Below are 21,182 nucleotides of genomic sequence, written 5' to 3'. Positions count from 1 at the left end.
AGACTTACGATGACCGCCAACACCACTCATCTCGCCGCCAGACTGCTCGCTTGTGCCGCGATCGTCGGCACGCTCACCGCGGGCGCCGCGGGTATCGCGGGAGCGGAGTCGCATTCGGGTCCGTCCGACCCGCGCAACGGCACGGGCGACACCACCGGCTGGCGTCACGTCGACCCCATGGGCTACCACCACCGCAACAACGACCGGCTGGACGCCGATGAGGCCGACCAGGCCGTCCGCGACTACCGCCAGCGGCAGAGCCAGGCGGCACCGGCCGACGTCCCCACCGGCGACGAGTCCGACGGTTCGAGCTGGTCGCGGGTGGCCCGCCCGGACGGCACCGGCTACACCGTCTGCCGGGCGCAGGCCACCTGGTGCCGGTGACCGCAGGGCCGGCGCACGCTCTCGCACTCGAAACCTTCCGTGACGTCCCCCTGGACTGATCGTCCCGCTACTTAGCGGCACATTACTTGAAGTATCACCATTCCCGGGAATCTACTCCGACCGGGATATCGCACGAAAGAGAAACACTCATGATCAAGATTAGCGGGCTTCGCCGGCCGACCGCGTGTGACGACAAGCGCGGCGGCACGGTACGGACGCTCACCCTGCTGGCGGCGGCAGCGGTGGCGGCGGGCGGCCTGAGCCTCGGCGCGGGCACCGCCGAGGCTCAGGGCGCTGCCTGCCTCTGGGCGGGGGGCGCCTACGGCCAGGGCACCACGGTCGTGGCAGGGGGCTGGACCTTCGCCTGCGGAACCGACGGACTGGGCGCGCCGTACTGGCATCGGGGAGCTCCCGCGCGTCAGGCCAGCACCGTGCCGAACCCGGGCGCCTACGCCCACCCCGCAGGCCTGTTCAGCCCCGGCGCCCGGCAGTACGGCACGGACTACAACGACTACTGCGTCGGCAGCCAGCTCATCGAGGGTTCCGAGGACGTCTACCAGGTGGTCTCGGACGGACGCGGAGCGCTGTGGTGGAAGGCCGCCGGCTCGATCGACCAGTGGGCCTTCGATCCCGGTAGCGGCCCGCAGCGGTCCTGGCGGTCGTCGAGTCTGTGCTACGACGGCTCGCTGACCTGACCTGCCCGATCCCGGCTACCGCGCGCCCGTGACCGTCACGATGGTCACGGGCGCGCTCGCGTTCGCGCGGGCCGTCGCTCGGATTCCAGCCGGATCCGCTCGGCGAGGTGATCCGGCACGTGCCAGCTGATGTCGGCCCTGGTGGCCGCCATCAGCTTCCTGCGCACGGACGCCACCTGGGCATCGACCGTCCGGATCGAACTGCCCCGGCGCGCGGCGATGGCACTGTTGGCCCAGCCCGCCGCGGCCAGCACCGCCACCTCGCGTTCCGCCGGCGTCAACTCCTCCCAGCGCGAGGCGGTGGACCTGGCCTGCGGACGCGGGTTCGGCAGCTTGTCGACCGGCAATCTGCCGAGCAGCAGCAATTGCAGCTCGTCGCGTTCGGGACGCAACCGGGCGCCGCGCTGGACCGCCGCCGCGTGGGCCTCGGCGCCGATGACCGCGGTGACCGCCGCGACAGCTCGAGCGGTGCCGCGAGCCACCAGCGTCACCCGGTCGGCGACGATGCCCATCGAGCGGTGCAGGGTGGCGATTCCGCCTTGTAGATGGGCGATCTCGGTGGCGGCGGCGATCGCTTCGGCGCTGCCGGTGTCGCCCGCCTCGATCCGGGCGGACAGCAGATAGGTCAGCGCCATCATGCTGAAGTGCGCGACCCAGCCCGCCGTCCAGGTGTCCCCGGTGATCAGCAGGCGCTCCAGGGTGGACTGCCCGATTTTCACCGCCTCGCGCGGATCGCCGTGCCGGGATACCGCGATCATCCAGGCCAGCTCCGCCCAGGAGGTCGCCCAGCCGGCGTCGGAAGCCACGGCCCGGTCCAGATGCCTGCGCGCGGCCCCGAGCGCGACGTCCGCGTCGCCCAGGTTCGCGTAGGTGAGGGCCTCGAACAGTTCGCTGCGCTGCTCCCCCGCCCGGTCGCCCAGGACGGCGAACTTCCGGCGCGCCCTGGCCAAGACGTCCACCGCTCGCAGGTCGAGGTGGATCAGCAGGAGTTCGAGGCCCCAGGTGAATTCCACCGCGGCGGGCAGGCCGAGGTCGGTCGCCGTCGTCGCACGCCAGCCCGCCCGCAGTTCCGATGGCAGGCACTCCGCGGCGCATTCGTCCAGCAATTGCGCGGTGTAGGCGTGCCTGCCCTGCCAGATGGCGATCCAGCCCACCAGCGCGGTCGCGTTGATGCGCAGCCGGGTCGGCGGCGGCTCGACCTGCGCGGTGACCTCCAGGGCCTGCTCGGTCAGACTGGTGATGGCCCGGTTCGAGCCGGTGATGAACGGCACGCGCAGCGCCATCAGCGTCGCGGCGGTCTCCAGTCCGACCACCGCCTCCTCCGGATCGGTGAGGCTGGTCTCGACGGCGATGAGAATGTTGTCCCACGCCGCTCGCGCCCACGCGATCCACTCCTGCTCTCGCGGGCCGTACCAGGTGGCGGGCCCCGCGGCGACACGGTCGCGGTAGTGCCGTCGATGCCGGGCGAGCAGTCGCGCTTCGTCCAGGTGGTCGCCGCGGGTGGACAGCCGGTCGCGCACGAAGACCCGGACGCTCTCCAGCAGGTAGTAGCGCACCGTCGCCGCGGTGATGTGGGCCGACAGCAGCGAGCGTTCGACCAGGCGCTCGAGCAGCCCCTCGATCCGCTCGGGGGGTAGCGCCGGGTCCGCGCACACCGCCACGATCGCGTCCACTTCGGCCCCGCCGGACTGCGTCTCGTCGTTCTCGGCGTCGCAACCGGTGGCGAAAACCGACAAGCGCTCCAACAGCAACTGTTCGGGCGCGGTGCACAGACCGTAGGACCAGGCGATCACGTCGCGCACGCTGCGGTGCCGTTCGCCGACACCGCCCCTGGCGCCGTGCGTCCACTGCAGGCGGCGATCGTCGGTGTCGCCGGACAACTCGCGCAACACGATCGCGGGTGGCCGGTGCAGCAGCCGCGCGGCGGCCAAGCGGATGAACAGCGGGTTGTTGTCGACATGCCCGCAGATCCGGGTGGCGATGGCCAGTTGTCCGGGGTCCTCGGGAATCGGCCGTCCGGTGCGCTCGGCTCGCCGCCGGAACAGTTCCAGGGCGTGCACGCTGGACAGCGGCGGCACGGTCACCAGTTGCTCGTCGATCCAGCCGACCGGCTCCCGGCTGGTCGCGACGATGGTCAAGCCGGGGATTTCCTGCAGCAGGCCCACGACGAGCGGACCGACGCCGCCCAGCACGTGTTCGCAGTTGTCCAGCACCAGGATGGTCCGGTGCGTCTCGTCCTCGGCGCCGGCATCGGTGAGGGTCTCCAGCAAGCCGTCCCATGCGGAGCGGCCCACTATGCCGTTCTTCGCGACGGACAAGAGCACTTCCTCGGCGACCGCTCCCGTCTCCGCGCCGGGCGCGAGACGGGCCAGGCGCGTCCAGTACACCGTGTGCCGTGCCCCGCCGCGGTATCTGCGAACGGCCTCCACCGCCAGCGTCGTCTTGCCGATGCCACCGGGCCCGACCAGGGTGATCAGCCGGGCGCTCGACGAGTTCAGCAAGGCGTCTATCCGCCGCAGTTCGGCGTGCCTGCCCACGAACTCCGCGGGCGCGACGGGGCCGTTGCCGCCGCCGCTGCTCACCTCCGACATGCCGACGCACCTACCGATCCGGAAAACCACTGCTCGAGCAGCCTAATGGGCGCGTCCCGTCCTGCCTTTGCGGCTACGGCTGGGCCGCCGCTCGGATTCGTACCGGACCCGGTCGGCGAGCTCGTCGGGGATGTGGGCCGCGATGTCGGCGCGGGAGGCGATCATCAGCTTCTGCCGGATGGCGGCCACCTGCGCGTCGACCGTCCGGATGGAGCTGCGCCTGCGGCCCGCGATGGCGCTGTTGGGCCAGCCCGCCGCCGCGAAGACGGCGACGTCGCGTTCGGCCTCCGAGAGGTCGCTCCAGCGCGTGGCGGGCCGCCGCGACACCGGCCGGGAAGCGGCCTGCCGGTCCGGCCGCCGGGCGGGCGGCGCCGGATCCGGGGCTGGAGACCACAGCGCGTCGAGTTCGGGACGCAGCCGCGTCCTGCGTTCGGCGGAGGCGTAGGCGCGGTCGCCGAGCACCGCGCGGGAGACCTCCGCGGCGCGGCGCATCTCGGCGGCGATCAGCGGGACCCGGTCGACGGATATGCCCATCGATCGCTGGCGCGTCTTGAATCCGCCTACCAGGTAGGCGATTTCCCGCGCGGTGTCGGCGGCCGCGGCGGGATCACCGCCCTCGGCCCGCTGTGCGACGAGGACCTGGGCCAGCGCCACGATGTGCGCGCCCACCGCCCAGCTCGCCGTCCAGGTGTCCGGTTCGCCGCGGTAGCGGGTGAGCACCCCGTGGGTCAGCGTCAGCGCCTCGGTGGCGGACCCGTGTTTGGCCAGCGCCACCGCGCGCGCGATCTCGGCCCAGGCGCGCGACAAGGTCGAGCCGGACGACACCGATCGATCCAGGAATCGCGCTGTGTTCTCCAGCGCCTGCCGCCGGTCGCCGACGAGCGCGGAACAGAACGCCGCGAACACATCGCTGCGTTCGGCGCCGATGCGATCGCCCTGTTCGGCGAATTTGCGGCGGGCCCGAGCAAGGACGGTGACGGCGCGCGGGTCACCGCGTACGAGCATCAGCTCGAGCCCCCACAGCCACTCGACCGGGGCGGGCAGCCCGAAATCGATGTCGGTGTAGCGCGGCCCGGCTCCCGGGGGGAGGGTGGCGCAGTCCGCGAGCAGTTGCGGGATGTGATCGGTCCGCCCTTGCCACAGCGAGATCCAGCCGAGCAGCGCGGTAGCCAGGTCGGCCAGCCCGGAAGGGCCCAGCCCGGTGGCCCGGGTGGCCTCCAGCGCGCGTTCGGTCAACCGGGTCAGCGCGCCCGCACCGGACTTGACGTACGGCACCTTCATCGAGAGCAGGACGGTGGCGATCTCCAGGGCGACCACGGCCTCCGCCGGGTCGGCCAGACCGGATTCGATGCCGAGCACGATGTCGTTCCACGCCGAGCGCGCCCACGCCAGCCAGGCCTGATCCTGCGGTCCGAGCCAGATGGCCTGCCCGGCGACCACCTTGTCCCGGAAATACCGGCGGTGGCGCGCGGCGAGCCGGTCGAACTCCGCGCGGTCCCGGCGGCGCAGCCGCTCCCGGGCGAACACGCGGACGCTTTCCACCAGATACCAGCTGACCGTGGTCGCGGTGAGATGCGCCGACAGCAGCGACTGTTCGGTGAGTCGCTCCAGCAGGTGTTCGATCGCACTCGCGGGCAGGGCGTCGTCGGCGCACACCGCGATCGCGGCGTCGAGCTCGATGCCCCCGCGCAGCGACTCGTCGTCGGTCTCGTACCCGGCGGCGAAGACCGACAGCCGCTCGAGCAGCAACTGCTCGGAGGCGCCGCAGAGCGCGAACGACCAGGCGATCACGTCGTAGACACCGCGGTGGCGCTGCTCGGCGCCCGCCCGTGCGCCGTGGGTCCAGTGCAGGCGTTTGTCGTCTGCGTCGCCGGTGAGTTCGCGCAGCACCATGACCGGCGGCTGGTGCCGCAGACGCGCCGCGGCCAGGCGGATGAACAGCGGGTTGTGGTCCACCCGGCGGCAGATCCGGGCGGCGACGGCCACCGCCTCGCGGTCGTCCGGGATCGCCCGCCCGATGAGTTCGGCGCGCTGCCGGAACAATTCGAGCGACTGCCGCGGCGACAGCGGCGGCACGGGCAGGATGTACTCGTCGGCCCAGCCGATCGGTTCGCGGCTGGTGGCCAGGACGGTCAGGCCCGGCGCGGATTCCAGCAACTCGGCGATCATCGCCGCGACCACGCCGAGCAGGTGTTCGCAGTTGTCCAGGACGAGGACAGCGCGCTCGGTGGAACGGTCTCCGCTGGTGAACGTGCGTACCAGCGCGTCACGGGTCGGTGGCGAACTGAGGTCGGTGCGCACGGCCGACTGCATCACGTCCTGCGCGGTGGCGGTGCTGTCGGCCTCCAGCCCGGCCAGCCGCGCCCAGTACACCGGCCTGCGCCGGGCGTGCGCGCCGCGGCACAACGCTTCCGCGGCCAACCGCGTCTTGCCGATCCCGCCCGGGCCGACCAGGGTGATCAGGCGGGCGCCGCTGTCCAGCAGCGCGCCCAGCCGGTCCAATTCCGTTTCCCGGCCGCAGAATTCACTGGTGGATGCAGGCAGCACGTCGCCACGTGCCTGAACCAGGGACATAAAACGAAAGTTAGCCGACGACGCGGCGACGCGCTCGACAATCAGAGGTTACGCAAAGGTCAAGCCCCTGTTTACCAGGGCAGCGGACCCCGTTTCCGCGCCGATTGCTACCTCGCGGAGGCCATCTGCTGGTAGTGCATCTGGACCACCGCGCTGTCGAAGGTCATCACGTCGACGAGTTGCAACCCCGATACCACGGCGGGCGTCGGGAACAGCGGAATCCCGCCACCGAGCAGGATCGGGTGCACGAACAACCGGTACTCATCGATCAGGTCGTGCTTCATGAACTCCGACGCCGTCTCCGCGCCGCCGAACAGGACCATGTCGCATCCCGGCTGCGCGCGCAACGCGGTGATCTCCTCGACGAGGTCGTCCCGGACGACGCGGGTGTTCCAGCCCGCGGAGGACAGGGTGCGGGAGAAGACCACCTTGGGCGTCTGTTTCCAGCACCGCGCGAAATCCACGTAGAACTCCGAGATCGCGGGATCCACGTCGGCGGTCGGCCAGAACGACGCCATGATCTCGTATGTCTTGCGGCCGTAGAGGAACAGGTCGGCCGAGCGTAATTCGTCCAGGAACGACTCGCACAGTTCCTCGTCCACCACCGGCCAGTGGATCTCCTGATCCGGCCCCTCCGCGAAGCCGTCGAGCGACATCTGCATCCACAGCGTCACGCTTCCCATGTGCCCACACCCATCTGCTGCCCTTGTGCGACTTCCAGATTGTCGGGGAGAGCGACACTTCGGCGCATCGGTAGGTCGCCGGAAGACATACTTAAGTAGACGGGCGTAGGTAGCCCCGCGGCACGCGAACGCGCGCCGGATGACACCAATATACCGTTGATCAACGGCACGTTACTGCTACGTATCGCCAATGATGGGAATTTGAAACAGAAATATTTCGACCCGAGGGGGGTACGCGCCGCCGGTCAGCTCTCCGGAAGCGTCTCCGCCAGCTCGGCGTCCTGGTCGAGATACCTTGCGATGAGCCGGTTCACGAGTTCGGCGGTGGTCTCCGCCGGGACCGCCCTGGTCGCCTCCAGCCGCTGCGCGAGTTCGGCCACCTGCCCCGGGCCCCGATCGGAATCCTGGAACGACGCCCACGCGGTCCGCCGGAACAGATCCACGTAGCGCCGGGCTATCCGCTCGGCGTCGGCGCGCAGCTTCTCCAGTTCGCCGAGCACCTCGTCGGCCGGGATGCCCACGGCCGCCATCTGCTCGAGGCTGTGCGCCAGACGGCGATCCGCGATGCGGTAGGTCGCCGCGTCGACGGGTTCGTACAGACCCGCCGCGACGACCCGGGCCAGACCGTTGGGCACGTCGTGATAGCGCTCGGCCAATTCGGTCGCCGCGATCGTTTCGCCCGCCTCGACGGCGGCCGCCTCGGGCGAGCCGGGCTCGGCCACACCGAGGATGTCCCCCAGATCGTCACCGCGATCCCAGGCGTTGAGCAATTCCCTGATGCCGTTGAGTTTGATCCCGCGATCGAGCAACCTGCTGATGGTCCGCACCCGGTTGAGGTGGTCGGCGCCGTAGAAACCGGTACGCCCCTTGACCTGCGGGGGCGGCAGCACGCCCCGTTCGTGGTAAACGCGCAGGCTGCGCACGGTCGTACCGGCCTCCCGCGCCAGCTCGTCGATCGTGTACTCCACACCCGCAGTCATACCTCAAGGAAACCACATCGCAACACGGGACGGCCGCCGGTGCGCGGCCATTGTCGGGGCGACCGACCGGTCCATAGCGACATTTCAGCAAACATCGTCCGCGCAGGGCGTCGCCGCCTTCCGGGCGTCCACCCGCCACCGGTCTTCCCGCCGCTGGAAATCCCCTCGATGCCGGGTCCCGCCGCCGCGCCTATCCTTCCGGCATGGGTGAATCCGCGGGCCTTCCGGCCAGTCTCGCCGACCGCGAGCGCGCGATGCGCGAGCTGACCCACCACCTGGGCACGGGCCGGCTGAGCCTGGCCGAATTCGACGAACTCAGCGCCGCCGTCGCTGCCGCGACCCAGCGCAGTCAACTGGCCGAGCTGTTCGCCGACCTGCCGGGCAGCACACCGCCCCCGGCCGAGGTGACGCCGACCAACCCGCTGCCGCGCCTGGTCGTCCTGGCCGGCGCGGCCGTGGTCTTCTCGGTGGTACTGGCGGTGACCACCGGCAACTGGCTGTGGCTGCTGGCGATCCTGGCCGCGCCCGCGCTTTTCATGCTCACCGCGCGCACCACCTGAGACCGGTTCACCACCTCGACTTCGGCCGCACGTAGTTGGCCAGGTCGACCAGGCGGTAGCGGTGCAGGCGATGCGGGGCGATGCGCGCCAGCGCCCGCAGGCTGGACTCCAGCCCGCGTTGCAGACCGAGCAGGGTGAACGGGAAGCCGAGCAGGGTCGCGTCCGGATCGGCCGACCGGCCGCCGCCGCGCACCCATTCCAGCGCCGCACCCACCACGATTACCTGCAACTGCAACGCCCTCGGTTCGTCCGGCGCGGCGTCCAGCCGCGCGGCCGCCTCGAGCAGGTCGGCCTCGGTGGTCTCCGGGATCGGCTGGGAGACCAGCAGCAGGCATCCGGTCATGCGCGCCACGCTCTGATACCGCGATGCCTCGGGCACCTGATCGAGGACCTCCACGGCCTCCAGCAAGCCGCCGTCGGCGGCGAGTCTGCGGGCCAGTCCGAACGCCGCGCTCACCACGCCGTGATTGGTCCGCCACACCGTGCGGTAATACTCCTCGGCGAGCCGATGCCAGCGGTCGTCGGCGCGGTCGCCCAGATGCTGGAGGGTGAGTTCGGCGGTCGCCGCCAGCGCCAGCGCGGGGGCGATCTCGCCGGGCAGCATGCTGTGCACCAGATCGAAATACTCGTAGGCGCGCTCGTACTGGCCGTCCAGCAGAGCGGCGACCGCCGAATACCACTCCAGCCGCCAGTCCGTGCCGTAGTCGGGCCGCAGATCGGCGAGCCGATCGCACGCGGGCACCACCTCACCCAGGTCCAGATGCGCGCGCACCGCCGTCAGCGTCCCCTCCAGCTCGAACGTCTCCGGCTCCGGGATGGTCCCGGAGACGATCCGGTCGGCGGTGCGGCGCAGGGCGTCCAGGGCATGCCGGGGATCGCCGTGCAGCAACGTGGACAGCAGGTCGGCGCTGGGATCCTCGCTGTCGATCATCGGCACCGGCAGGGCCGCGACGACACTCGGCGCGTCCAGCGCGGGCAGGCGATGACGCCCGTCGGTCATGCCGTCGGTCTGCCCGATCAACGTCTCGATGCCGAAATCGCCGCGCATGGCGCCGAATTCCAGCGACGCCTGCGGATGTTCCTTACCGGTGTCGTAGGCGAGCACCATGCGCAGGACGCCCGCGAGCTGGCCGTACATCGCGTAGGCGGTGGGGAAGCGGCGGCGCGGCTCCGGATGGGTGGCGCGGCACAGCAGCCGGTGCAACGCCGGATAGTCCCGCAGCAGCGGCTCGTCCTCGGGCGAGGGAATGCCGGGCAGCTGGTGTCCGTCGGCGTTCTTGGGCATGTCCAGCACCAGAGCGGCCAGCGTCCGCCCCACGGTGTAGATGTCCGAGGCGACCGTCGGGCCCGTCTCGGTGATCTCGGGCGCCTGATAGCCCGGAGTGCCGTAGATACTGCCGTAGGACTCCATCGCGGCGACCGCGCCGAGATCGATCAGCTTGACCTCGTCCTCGCTGACCATGATGTTGTCCGGCTTGAGGTCGTTGTAGGCCAGCCCGAACGAGTGCAGGTAGTCCAGCGCGGGCAGGATCTCCATCATGAAGGCGATCGCCTCGGAGACCGGAATGCGTTCGGGCGCACGCAGATCCAGCATCCTCTTCAGCGAGCGACCGCCGACGTACTCCATGACGATGTAGCCGTCGGCCACGTCGCGCCCGGAACGGTGCTTGACGAAGTTGTGGATCTTGACGATGCCGGGATAGGCCACCTCGGAGAGGAATTGGCGTTCGGCGAGGGCGACCACGTGCGCTTCGAAGTCGAGCGGGTTCTGCAACCCCTTCAGCACCACCCAGCGATCGCTCACATTGCGATCGATCGCCAGGTAGATCCATCCGAGTCCGCCGTGGGCCAGACAGCCCTGGACTTCGTATTGGTCGGCGACCATCTCCCCCGGCTGGAGCAGGGGCCGGAAGTTGAACGGTGAGGCGCAGCGGCCGCACTCGCCCTCCACGGCGCCCGACCCGGCCGCACTGGTGCGGCCGACCGGCTGCTGGCATTTCCAGCAGAACCGTTTGTGCTCGGGCACTTCCGGGTTCTGCATCACCGCGGTGCGCGGATCGAGCGGGCTCACCTTGGGCATGGACACCAGCCCGCCGCCCAATCGTCGCGCGCTCGGCCGCGAGCGCGCGCTGCGCCCGGAACCGGGTTCGGACTCGGCCTCGAGTGCGCCGAGCAGCAGCCGCTCGGCGGTGCCGATGGTCTCCTCGCCCACGACGGCGGAGCCGGTCGGCGGCCCGCCGTCGTTCGGGGCCGGGTCGACGGCGCCGGCACGTGGGTTCTCGACGTACCGCGGTGTCGACCACGGATTGGGTAGTCGTGGGGCCACCTCGGTTTTGAGCAGATGCCGAGTAGCCCAAGGGTGGGAAGTTCGCCGAGGCACCTCGGTGCCGCGCATGCGCCGATTCGCCCACGGATGCGCAAGTGGACGGTCGGATGCGCTGGGGTGCTCCGGCATACGAACCTCTCAGACCCGCCGTTGAATCGCGGTTTCATTCTGGTCCGCCGCCTGTCGATGCGCGCGTGTATTGTTCCCGGCATTGGGAATATATCCGCCCCGGGCGAACGGCCCGGGGCGGATACTGCCTCACTCTTCGTCGGGCTTGTCGAGGATCACCACCGGGTCACCCGATTCGCGGCGCGGCCGCTCGGCCAGGACCGGGAACTGTCCGGTGATGCCCTGGCGGATCTCGGCGATCTGGAGCACCCGCTTGCGGGCGAGGAACCAGCCACCCACCAGCGCGGGAGCCATGATGACGACCATCGCCAGCACCGCACCGCGCTGCACGTGGTCATCACTGCACGCCATCAGCACGACCACGGTCGCGAGGAACACCAGCGTCGCGAAGCTCGTGTACGGCGCGCCGATCAGCCGGAAGGACGGACGCTCCGCACGGCCGGTGCGCGACCAGCGCCACAGCTGCAGCTGGCAGACCACGATCGCGGTCCAGGCGAAGATCGTGCCCAGCGCCGACATGTTCAGCACGATCTCGAAGGCCTGCTCCGGCACCACCGCGTTCAGTCCGACGCCGATCAGCGCCACCGCGCCGGTGGCGAGGATGCCGACGTAGGGCACGCCGCCGCGGGACATCCGCGCCGCGATGGTCGGCGCGCTGCCGTTCATCGACATCGAGCGCAGGATGCGGCCGGTCGAGTAGAGACCGGCGTTCAGGCTGGAGAACGCCGCGGTCAGCACCACGAGGTTCATCACAGAACCGGCGCCGTCCACACCGAGCCGCGAGAAGAATGTCACGAACGGGCTCTCACCGTTCTTGAACGCGGTGTAGGGCAGCAGCAGGGCGAGCAGCACCAGCGAACCCACGTAGAACAGCGCGATCCGGGCGATCACCGAGTTGATCGCGCGCGGCATGATCTTCTCGGGGTTCTCCGCCTCACCGGCTGCCGTACCGACCAATTCCACTGCCGCGTAGGCGAACACGACTCCGGTGGTGACCAGGACCAGCGGAAGCAACCCGGCCGGGAACAGCCCGCCGTGATCGGCGATGACGCTCGGGCCGGTGACCTGGCCGTCGATCTTGAAGCGGCCCGCGAGGAACACCGTGCCGACGATCAGGAAGGTGACCAGGGCGATCACCTTGATCAGCGCGGCCCAGAACTCGAGTTCGCCGAACCACTTCACCGAGACGAGGTTGATGCTCACCACGACCGCGAGGGAGACCAGGGCGATCAACCACTGCGGGATGGCCTCGAACGCTCCCCAGTAATGGACATACGTCGCGATGGCGGTGATGTCTACGATCCCGGTCATGCACCAGTGGAAGAAGTACATCCACCCGACCGCGAACGCCAGTTTCTCGCCGTAGAACTCGCGGGCGTAGGAGACGAACGATCCCGAGGAGGGGCGATGCAGCACCAGCTCGCCGAGCGCCCGCAGGATGAAGAACACGAACACGCCGCAGATGGCGTACACGATGAACAGGCCAGGGCCCGCGCTGGCCAGCCGGCCACCCGCGCCCAGGAACAACCCGGTGCCGATCGCCCCACCGATCGCGATCATCTGCAGCTGACGCGGGCGCAGCGACTTGTGATAGCCCGAGTCCTCGTCTTCGAGCGCGGCAGCCTGCGCGGGCGCATCCGCTGGTGGTCGAACTGTGGTCATGGCGATGGCCTTTCAGGTGACGGCGATCATAACTTCGCTCAATGTACCGTTACATAGCGGCACGTTCAATAGCGATCGGCATGTTGTAACACGCTGGACATCAAGAACTTTGAGAAAAGGGCATCCGAGCAGCGGCGATCCCGGCGAGATTCGTTGATCGTGCCACCAGATATCGGTACGCTCAGTGGGACAAACAGGACGAGGGAGCGCAGATGGCCTGGTTCGAACGGGAATTCATCGCGGTTCCAGAGGACCGCAAGAATCAGCTGGTCTACAAGTGGCCGGACGTCAACATCCGGCGCTACAGCCGCGCGCTGGTCAACGCCGACCAGCTCGCCCTCTTCGTCAAGTCCGGGCGGGTCGTGGCCGCGATGGGCCCCGGACGCCACCGCATCGACGCCGACGAACTCCCGGTGCTCGGTGCGCTCGTCGACACCCTCACCGGCGGCAACTTCTACCGGGCCGAACTGTATTTCGTTTCCACGAGGGAGTTTCCGGGGATTCGCTTCGGCGGCCGGCTGGACGACGTCCTCGATCCGGTCAGCGAGCAGGTGGTGACGCTGCGCGTCTTCGGCGAGTTCGCCCTGACCGTTCGCGACCCGGCCGAGCTGCTGACCGCGCTGGCTGGCACCGCCGATCTCAGCGACCCGGACCGGGTGCAGAGCTGGTGCGCCGACCTGCTGCTCAAATCCATGAAGATGGCGGTGACCCAAGGGGTCGCGCGCCGCGACTGGCCGGTGCTCGGGCTCTCGGCACAGCTGCAGCCGATCGAGCAGGCGGTGCTGCGCCAGACCAATACCGCGCTCTACGAATACGGGCTGCGCATCCCGCGGATGGGTAACTTCGACATCAGTCTGGCGCCGGAGGACGCCGACCGGCTGAAGCGACTCGCCAAGGACGTCAAGTACATCAGCCTCACCGGCGATTTCCAGCGCTACGCCGCGGGCGAGCTCGCGCTCGGCGCGAGTCAGGGTTTCGCGCGCGGACACCACGGCATGGAAGGCGGATTCCTCGGCGCGGCACTGAGTCTGAACGCCATCGGCCACCAGGTCGGCAACCACTCCCCCGCGCCGCAGCTTCCCGCCGCGGCGCCGGAGACGGCTCAGACGTCATGCGGCGCTTGCCAGGGCGCGAATCCGGCGGGCGCGAAGTTCTGCATGAACTGCGGGGCGCGCCTGGTGACGCAACCGAGGCACTGCACGAGCTGCGGCGCGGAGTCGAGCCCCGGCGCCAAGTTCTGCGGCGAGTGCGGAACGCCGATGCCCGGAGGCTGACGCCGAGCGCCTTCCTCCGGGCATCGTGTGGGTCGATCAGCCCGCGACCGTCGGTGCGACGGCCGTCGCCTCACCGCCGCTCACCATGCCGCGGACCTGCCGTGCCGCCACCGAGAGCGCGGCGAGATCGTGCGTTTCGGCGGCGAAGATCTGCGCCAGCGACGCACCCGCACGGGCCAGCCGCGAACGGTTGGTCGACTCCCAGTACGCGATCTTCTCGACCGTGCTGTCCTGCGGCTCGGTGGCGGTCAGCACGTCGAGGGTCAGCGACCGCAGCGAATCGTAGAGATCCTCGCGGACCGCGAGCCGGGCCAGCGCCCGCCAGCGCCCGCCACGCTCCAGCTTGCCGACCGCGGTCAGCAGCCGCTCGATCTGGAAGTGCTCGTTGAGCGCGTAGTACAGCACCGCGACCTCCGCGGCGTCGCGGTCGGCGATGTCGGCCAGGTCGAGCACGTCCAGCAGCGGGAAGCGGTGGATCAGCCCGAACGCCTCCTCGGCCAGCTCCTGGGGCGCGCCACGGCTGATCGACCGCCGCGAACGCTCGGCGAGATCCTCGGTGAGGTAGCCGGTGAGCCACGTGGGCACTCGGCCCGACAGGGCGCGCACGCCGTCGCGGTACCTGGCGATGTCGGCGCCGATCGCGATGGGCTGCGGCCGGTTGGACAGCAGCCAGCGTGCGGCCCGGTCCAGGGTCCGCTTGGTCTCCAGTTCCAGTTCGTTGCGCGCCGCGGTGGACATCGGTGTCTGCCTGATCCGCTGCCAGAGGTCGTACAGGTCGAAGATCTCCACCGCCGCCCGGTACGCGCGCACCGCGTCGTCGGTGGTCGCCCCGGCCTCTTCCGCGAGCCGGAACGCGTAGGTGATGCCGCCGTAGTCCACCATCTCGTTGACCACGACGGTGGCCACGATCTCGCGCCGCAGCGGGTGCCTGCCGATCGCCTGCGCGAACCGCTCCCGCAGCGGCGCGGGGAAGTAGGCGGGCAGCACCGACGCGAACGCCGGGCCGTCGAGCAGATCACCGGCCAGCAAATCGGCCTTCAGCGAAAGTTTCACGTGCGCCATGAGATTCGCCAGCTCGGGCGAGGTGAGACCGGTCCCTTCGGCGGCGCGGCGGGCCAGTTCCGCTTCCGTCGGCAGTGCCTCCAGCTCACGGTCGAGACCACGACGCTGTTCGAGGTCGTTGATCATCCTGCCGTGCACTCCCGACATGCCCGCCGCGTCGGCCCGCGACATCCCGAGCCGGAAGTTCTGCGAGATGTTGTCCCGCAGCACCAGGTCGGAAACCTCGTCGGTCATCGAGGCCAGCAGCGGATTGCGCTCGGCGACGGCGAGTTCACCGCTGGAGACGACGGCATCGAGCAGGATCTTGATGTTGACCTCGTGGTCGGAGCAGTCCACGCCCGCCGAGTTGTCCAGCGCGTCGGTGTTCATCCGTCCGCCGTTGCGGCAGAACTCGATGCGGCCCAGCGCCGTCGCACCGAGGTTGCCGCCTTCGCCGATCACCTTGACCCGCAATCGGTCGGCGTTCACGCGGACCGCGTCGTTGGACTTGTCGCCCACCTCCGCATTGGTCTCGCTGCTCGCTTTGACGTAGGTGCCGATCCCGCCGTTCCACAGCAGATCGACCGGGGCCTGCAGAATGGCCTTGATCATCTCCGGCGGCGACAGGGTGGTCACGCTCGCGGGCAGGTCGAGTGCCGCGCGCACCTCCGGAGTCACCGGGATCGCCTTGGCGGAGCGGTCGTAGACGCCGCCGCCGGCGCTGATAAGGGACGTGTCGTAATCCGCCCACGACGACCTGGGCAGCGCGAACATCCGCTGCCGCTCCCGATAGGAACGCGCCGCGTCGGGAATCGGGTCGAGGAAGATGTGCCGGTGGTCGAAGGCGGCCACCAAGCGGATGTGCTCGGACAGCAGCATGCCGTTGCCGAAGACGTCGCCGCTCATGTCGCCGACGCCCACGACGGTGAAGTCCTGAGTCTGGGTGTCGAGTTCCATCTCGCGGAAGTGGCGTTTGACGCTCTCCCACGCACCCTTGGCCGTGATGCCCATGGCCTTGTGGTCGTAGCCGGCCGAACCGCCGGAGGCGAACGCGTCACCGAGCCAGAAGCCATAGCTCTGCGCGACGTCGTTGGCGATGTCGGAGAACGTCGCGGTGCCCTTGTCGGCCGCCACCACCAGGTAGGTGTCGTCACCGTCGCGCCGCACCACCTGCGCGGGCGGAAGCACCTCCCCGGTCGCGCGGTCCACGTTGTCGGTGACATCCAGCAGGCCGGAGATGAAGGTGCGGTAGCAGGCCACGCCTTCCGCGCCGAGCGCCTGCCGGTCGGCGGCCGGATCGCCCGTGGCAACCGGCGGTTGCTTCACCACGAAGCCGCCCTTCGCGCCGACCGGCACGATCACCGCGTTCTTCACCGCCTGCGCCTTGACCAGACCGAGGATCTCGGTGCGGAAGTCCTCCAAGCGGTCCGACCACCGCAGACCACCACGGGCCACGGAACCGAACCGCAGGTGCACGCCCTCGACTCGCGGCGAGTACACGAAGATCTCGAACTGCGGCTTCGGTTTCGGGAGTTCGGCGATCGCGTGCGGATTCAGCTTGACCGACAGGTAGTCCAGCGCGTCGCCCGCCTCGTCGCGCCGGTAGTAGTTGGTCCGCAGGGTCGCCTCGATCAGGCCGAACAGGGCGCGCAGGATGCGGTCGGTGTCCAGGCTGACCACCGCGTCGATCTCGGCCTGCAGCCGTTCGGCGATCTCCGCCGCCCGGTCCGCGGCCTGCGCGCCGACGCCGTCCGGGTCGAAGTACGCGGCGAACAGGTCGGTGCACGACCGCGCCGTCGCCGGATGGGTGAGCAGGACACGGGTGATGTTCCCGAAGGTGTAGGCGAAACCGGCCTGCTGCAAGTACTTCGCGTAGGCGCGCAGCAGGGCCACCTCGCGCCAGTGCAAGCCGGCGCGCAGCACCAGTTCGTTCAGGCCGTCGACTTCGGCGCGGCCGAACCACATCGCGGTCACCGCATCCGGAAAACGCCGCCGCACACTGGTTTCCGGCAGCGACGTCGCGTCCATCGAGTGTCCCAGCTGCGCGGCAGGCTCGCTGTCGAGCGCTTCCCGCAGCGGCGCGGCGGTCACCCGAAGCCCGAAGTCGTAGATCCAGCGGTCCGGCCGGTCGGCCAGCGTGATGCGATAGGGCCGCTCGTCGACCACCTCGACGCCGAGGCTGTGCAGCACCGGAAGCACCCGGCTCAGCGAGACGCCCTCACCCGCGACGTAGAGCGTGAATCGCCATTCGGCGGCGCCCGGGTCGCCCTGCCGGTAGAGGTCGGTGTCGATCGCCCCGTCGGACAGCCGTTCGAGGCGGCGCAGATCGCTGAGCGCGTGCGCGGGCTCGTGCTCCTGCTGGTAGCTCGCCGGGAAGGCCGTCGCGTACTCGGTGACCAGTGCCTGCGGCATGTCGGAGGCGCCCGCCGCCTCGGCGACCAGACGGTCGCTCCAGGTCCAGGTCGTCGCCAGCAGCAACTCCTGGATCCGCTCGCGATTCTCCTCGGAGATGTCGGCCGCCTCGGCGCCCGGCTTGCGGTGCACCGTGAAGTAGACGACGGCCAGTTCCGATTCGGTGGCCCGCGCCGAGTACGCGATCTGCTCGGCATCGAACTGCTCGCGCAGGATGTCGCCCATGCGCACGCGGACCTCGGTGGAATAGCGGTCGCGCGGCATGTAGACCAGGCAGTAGATGGTGTCGCTGCGCGAATCGCGCCGGATGAACAGCCGCACCTGGCGCCGCAGGCCCAGATTCATGACCGCGGAGACGGTTTCGAACAGCCTGCGCGCGTCGGTGGAGAACAGCTCCACCCGCGGGAACGACTGCATCATCTCCAGCATGGCCTGGCCGGAGAACGAGTCGAGGCCGAAGCCCGCCCATTCGATGACCTGCAGCACGCGCCGCGAGATGACCGGGATGTCGAGGATGTTCTCGTGCAGGCCCGCGACGGTGAAGGTGCCGACGAAGACGTGTTCGCCCTTGACCATCTTGACGGTGTCGCCCCAGGCCGCGCGGCCGCTCGGGTCGCTCGCGCCGTAGTCGGCCACGCTGATGAAGTACAGGTCCCGAGACCCGGGCAGCAGCGAGTCCACCGACCCGTTGGCCATCCGCAGGACCGTGCGCTTCGCGCCGACCACGGGCACGCTGATATCGGCGTCGGCGCCGTTGCCGAGGACGCCGAGCCCGGTGCCCGGCAGCTGCCACGGTTCGAAGTCGGCGTTCGCGCTCGGCGCGGAGCGGCGGAAGTGGTAGTAGCCGTAGCCGAGCGGCGTGAAGTGCCCGTCGGACAGCCAGCGCAGCAGCCCGGCGGTCTGCGGGATCTCCGCGTCACCGGCCCACTGCGCGGCCTGATCCAGCTGGTCGGCAACAGTATTGAGCACCTCGACCATGGTCGGCGTGTCGTCGGCGACCCGGCGCAGGTCGGCAAGCAGCGGTGGCAGCGCCTGTTCGATCCGGTCCACCAGTTCGTCGGACAGGCCCGCGCCCAGCTGCACGTGGATCCATGACTCGCGCAGCGTCTTTCCATCCGCCTCGCCGGCCGGCTCGGCCACGCCGTCACGCGGCGCGATGGACAACACCCGGCCGTCGGCGTCGCGCGAGACGTCGAACACGGGATGCACGACTTCGGTGACCGTCGCGCCCAAGCGCCGCAGCGCGGCGGTCACCGAGTCGACCAGCAACGGCATGTCGTCGTTGACGATCTGGATCGCGGCGCCGACCCCCGCGCTGTCGTCCGGACGGTAGACCCTGGTGGTCGCCGAACCGGGCGCGCGGGTGGCCGCCAGCTCCAGATGCTGACGGAAGATCCGCTCGGCCCGGTCCGTGATCGCCGACGCCGAGGGACCCGGCTGGATCCACCGGAAATAGGCCGCCTCCAGGTCGGTCGGATCATCGCGGAACCGCTTCGGTGAAATCGTCTGCTGGGTGGTTGCCACCATCGATCCGTTGCCTTCCCGAGAACTGCGCTCGTACGTGTTTCGTACTTCACATAACGTACCGCTGGATAACGGCACAATCAACAGTGTAACAATAATTCGCCAGGACGGACATGGGTAACGCCGTCCGGATCAGGGATTTTCTGGGGTCCGGCGGAAGAGGCGCGATCAGATCAGCGGACCAGTCCCGCCCGCGACATGAAGGTCTGGGCGCCGGTTCGACCGGCGAAGGTACCCGTTTCCAATCGCAGACCCGTCCGGGTATCCGCGTACCAGACGGTTGCCGAAGGACCGATCGCGGCGTAGACGGGTCCGTCGACGAGGGCGGAACCGCCCGCGCCGCGCCATCGAGAAATGCTGTCGGCCAAACGATCCTGCGCAACCAGCTCGGCGTAGAAGGTCACGTCCCGGCCGCCCGCGATACCACCGAAGAGCATCGGATCCGTGGCGGCGATGACGCACTTCTCCCGCTGGCCGCCGGAATCCAGCGGCTGACAGGTCGCCGCCGTGCGCAGCAGATCCGGCATGGCGCGGACCGGCGCGGTGCCCTGGAGATTCGAGGGCAGCGACAGCGAACAGGACCGAACCGCCAGAACCGCGGCGACCACCATCACCAGCGCGATCGCCCCGACCGTGTACCACTGCCAGCGCGGATAGACCTTGTGCACAAGGCTTTTCGCCTCACCACCGACCTTCTCCGCCACTTCGGCGACCTGAGTGGGCAGCTTCTCCGCGACGGTTCGCGCCGTGTCCACGACCCTGCGCAGCGGCGCTCCGCAGTGCCCGCAGCGGGAATCCGCGCCGGTGTTGCGATGCGAGCAGTACTGGCAGACCAGTTCGGGCAGCGTGGACACTTCAGCGCCCCGTGATGACGATGGAGGAGATCGCGGTGGTGTTGATCGACGGATCGCCCTTGGACTCCAGGACGGTCAGCACGATCTTCGAGGCGCTCACCGTTGGCTCGGTCTTGGTCACCACCAAGGTCCGTTGATCTAGGGTCGGCTGCGTGTAGACGGTCTTGTTGCCGTCGTCGAACTGGTACGAAACCCGGCTCACCGTGCGGTATTTCGCCCACTGATCGGTGCCGTCGGCGCTGATGTGATCCCAGCCGGGCACGATGCCGATCGAGTCGATCTGATAGGTCTTGCCCAGGTCGATGGTGATGACCTGGCCGTCGACCTTGTAGGCGCGCACGCACGACCACGCCTTGCCCGTCTGGCCGCCGAAAGCGTCCATCGGCGACGTGCTGCCGGGCGGGCATTTCGACGTCGCGGACTTCGGCTGGATGATCGAACTCGCAGGCGGCGCGGCCGAGGTCGAGGGCGCCGCCGAGGTCGGCGGCGGTGTGACGACCAGAAGCTGATCGTTCGCCGTGTTCTTCTCCTGGCCGCCGGTGGTGACCAGCAGCAGCACCAGCAGTACGGCGACCACGGCGGCGACGATCAGCGCGACCCTGGGTTTGCGCAGCTGGACGAGCACGTCCCTGGCCATCTGCTGCACCGGCGCGAGCCGCTCGGACGGTGCGGCGGATGCGCGCGAGGGTTCCGGTTCCGGTTCGGCCTGCACGTTCGACCGGGCGGCGACCGAGGAGTAGTCGTTCCCCAGTTCCATCGCCGGAGCCGATTCCTGTGCCTGCCCGTTCAGCAGCGCGAGGATTCGCTCGCTCGCCTTCGGGCCGTCACCGGTCCGACGCCGCGGCGCGACCTGCTGCGGCTCCGAGTCGAGGTCGGGCAACCCGAGCGACGCGGTGGAGAAGTCGACGCTGTCGCTGTGCTCGGTACTGCCGCTGAGCTCCATGCCACCGGTCGACGGCGCGGCGGAAGACCCGAACGAAGAATCGGAGAGCAAGGCGTCGAGGACCGCACCTCGATGACGGAGAAAAACATCTCCCGGGTCCTCGGCGGGCATGGTCCGGATCGTATCCGGACCGAACCGGCCGCCGAGGCGGCGCTATTCCCGCTGGAGAGAACAGCCGACCGGTCGGGTCAGCGCTTCTTCTCCTCGGTCACGAAGTACTCCGGCGGCACGTCGAACACCCGGGCCAGCGCGATCACCAAATCCAGCCGCGGGATCGCGTCACCGTGGATCAGCCGGTACAGGCCGGACTGCGACACCGGCACGTCCGGGTAGGCCAACTCCAGATGCTGCGCCAGCGAGTAGAGCGTCAGCGACCGCGTCGATCCGTCCTCGGTCGAGACCACGGATTCGGCGATCAGCTCCGACAACCGGCTGGAGAAGATCGCCGCCGCGGCCTGTCTGGGGGTTAGCGCGTCCCCGGCGTCCTGATGAATCAGATCGCCGCCATCGGAATGGGTGTCCGCTACCACGGTGATAGACATTAACCGAC

At 69.4% G+C, this 21,182-nt stretch carries 14 protein-coding genes; 4 read left to right on the top strand and 10 right to left on the bottom strand.

What is annotated here, in order from left to right:
* The first annotated feature begins 9 nt into the window (after positions 1-9).
* Together NG1_RS26130 and NG1_RS26125 are read left to right on the top strand one after the other, a co-directional pair.
* On the top strand, positions 10-384 hold the full coding sequence (locus tag NG1_RS26130) for a hypothetical protein (RefSeq protein WP_062975062.1): 375 nt from the start codon (positions 10-12) through the stop codon (positions 382-384).
* 149 nt (positions 385-533) lie between these two features.
* Positions 534-1,079 (top strand): hypothetical protein, encoded by a 546-nt coding sequence (locus NG1_RS26125; RefSeq protein ID WP_062975060.1) that lies wholly within the window; start codon positions 534-536, stop codon positions 1,077-1,079.
* A gap of 44 nt (positions 1,080-1,123) precedes the next feature.
* On the opposite strand, the gene NG1_RS26120 is transcribed toward NG1_RS26125, so the two are convergent.
* From NG1_RS26120 to NG1_RS26105, 4 genes are all read right to left on the bottom strand, one after another.
* Complete coding sequence (locus NG1_RS26120) at positions 1,124-3,670, bottom strand: ATP-binding protein (RefSeq protein ID WP_062975059.1); 2,547 nt, start codon at positions 3,668-3,670, stop codon at positions 1,124-1,126.
* Positions 3,671-3,712: 42 nt separating this feature from the next.
* Positions 3,713-6,244 (bottom strand): ATP-binding protein, encoded by a 2,532-nt coding sequence (locus NG1_RS26115; protein ID WP_062975057.1) that lies wholly within the window; start codon positions 6,242-6,244, stop codon positions 3,713-3,715.
* A 107-nt stretch (positions 6,245-6,351) separates the two neighbouring features.
* Positions 6,352-6,927, bottom strand: coding sequence for a dihydrofolate reductase family protein (locus NG1_RS26110; RefSeq protein ID WP_040865472.1), 576 nt, complete (start codon positions 6,925-6,927; stop codon positions 6,352-6,354).
* Positions 6,928-7,172: 245 nt separating this feature from the next.
* A complete protein-coding gene (locus NG1_RS26105; RefSeq protein ID WP_062975055.1) occupies positions 7,173-7,907 on the bottom strand; it encodes a MerR family transcriptional regulator in 735 nt (244 codons plus the stop codon).
* Between the two features lie 203 nt (positions 7,908-8,110).
* Here NG1_RS26105 and NG1_RS26100 point away from each other — a divergent pair, with 203 nt between their 5' ends.
* Positions 8,111-8,467, top strand: coding sequence for a DUF1707 SHOCT-like domain-containing protein (locus tag NG1_RS26100; RefSeq protein WP_062975054.1), 357 nt, complete (start codon positions 8,111-8,113; stop codon positions 8,465-8,467).
* A gap of 7 nt (positions 8,468-8,474) precedes the next feature.
* Here the strand turns inward: NG1_RS26100 and NG1_RS26095 are convergent, their stop codons facing one another.
* Positions 8,475-10,862, bottom strand: coding sequence for a serine/threonine-protein kinase (locus NG1_RS26095; protein WP_247611444.1), 2,388 nt, complete (start codon positions 10,860-10,862; stop codon positions 8,475-8,477).
* A gap of 189 nt (positions 10,863-11,051) precedes the next feature.
* On the bottom strand, positions 11,052-12,584 hold the full coding sequence (locus NG1_RS26090; protein ID WP_062975051.1) for an amino acid permease: 1,533 nt from the start codon (positions 12,582-12,584) through the stop codon (positions 11,052-11,054).
* 212 nt (positions 12,585-12,796) lie between these two features.
* On the opposite strand from NG1_RS26090, the gene NG1_RS26085 reads away from it, so the two are divergent.
* Positions 12,797-13,858 (top strand): SPFH domain-containing protein, encoded by a 1,062-nt coding sequence (locus NG1_RS26085; RefSeq protein WP_062975050.1) that lies wholly within the window; start codon positions 12,797-12,799, stop codon positions 13,856-13,858.
* A gap of 36 nt (positions 13,859-13,894) precedes the next feature.
* Here the strand turns inward: NG1_RS26085 and NG1_RS26080 are convergent, their stop codons facing one another.
* The 4 genes from NG1_RS26080 to NG1_RS26065 all read right to left on the bottom strand — a co-directional run bounded on the left by NG1_RS26080 (position 13,895) and on the right by NG1_RS26065 (position 21,174).
* Entirely contained in the window at positions 13,895-18,838 is a 4,944-nt protein-coding gene (locus NG1_RS26080; RefSeq protein ID WP_062975049.1) for an NAD-glutamate dehydrogenase, read from the bottom strand.
* 170 nt (positions 18,839-19,008) lie between these two features.
* Entirely contained in the window at positions 19,009-19,689 is a 681-nt protein-coding gene (locus NG1_RS26075; RefSeq protein WP_062975047.1) for a hypothetical protein, read from the bottom strand.
* Between the two features lies 1 nt (position 19,690).
* Positions 19,691-20,743 (bottom strand): discoidin/SUN/FTP domain-containing protein, encoded by a 1,053-nt coding sequence (locus tag NG1_RS26070; protein ID WP_157114234.1) that lies wholly within the window; start codon positions 20,741-20,743, stop codon positions 19,691-19,693.
* Positions 20,744-20,820: 77 nt separating this feature from the next.
* Positions 20,821-21,174 (bottom strand): helix-turn-helix domain-containing protein, encoded by a 354-nt coding sequence (locus NG1_RS26065; RefSeq protein ID WP_062975043.1) that lies wholly within the window; start codon positions 21,172-21,174, stop codon positions 20,821-20,823.
* Positions 21,175-21,182 lie beyond the last annotated feature (8 nt).

The organism is Nocardia gamkensis NBRC 108242 (genome assembly GCF_001612985.1).
GTDB lineage: Bacteria > Actinomycetota > Actinomycetes > Mycobacteriales > Mycobacteriaceae > Nocardia > Nocardia gamkensis.
Note: the sequence above shows the minus strand (reverse complement) of the source record. Positions and strands in the feature narration are given on the sequence as shown.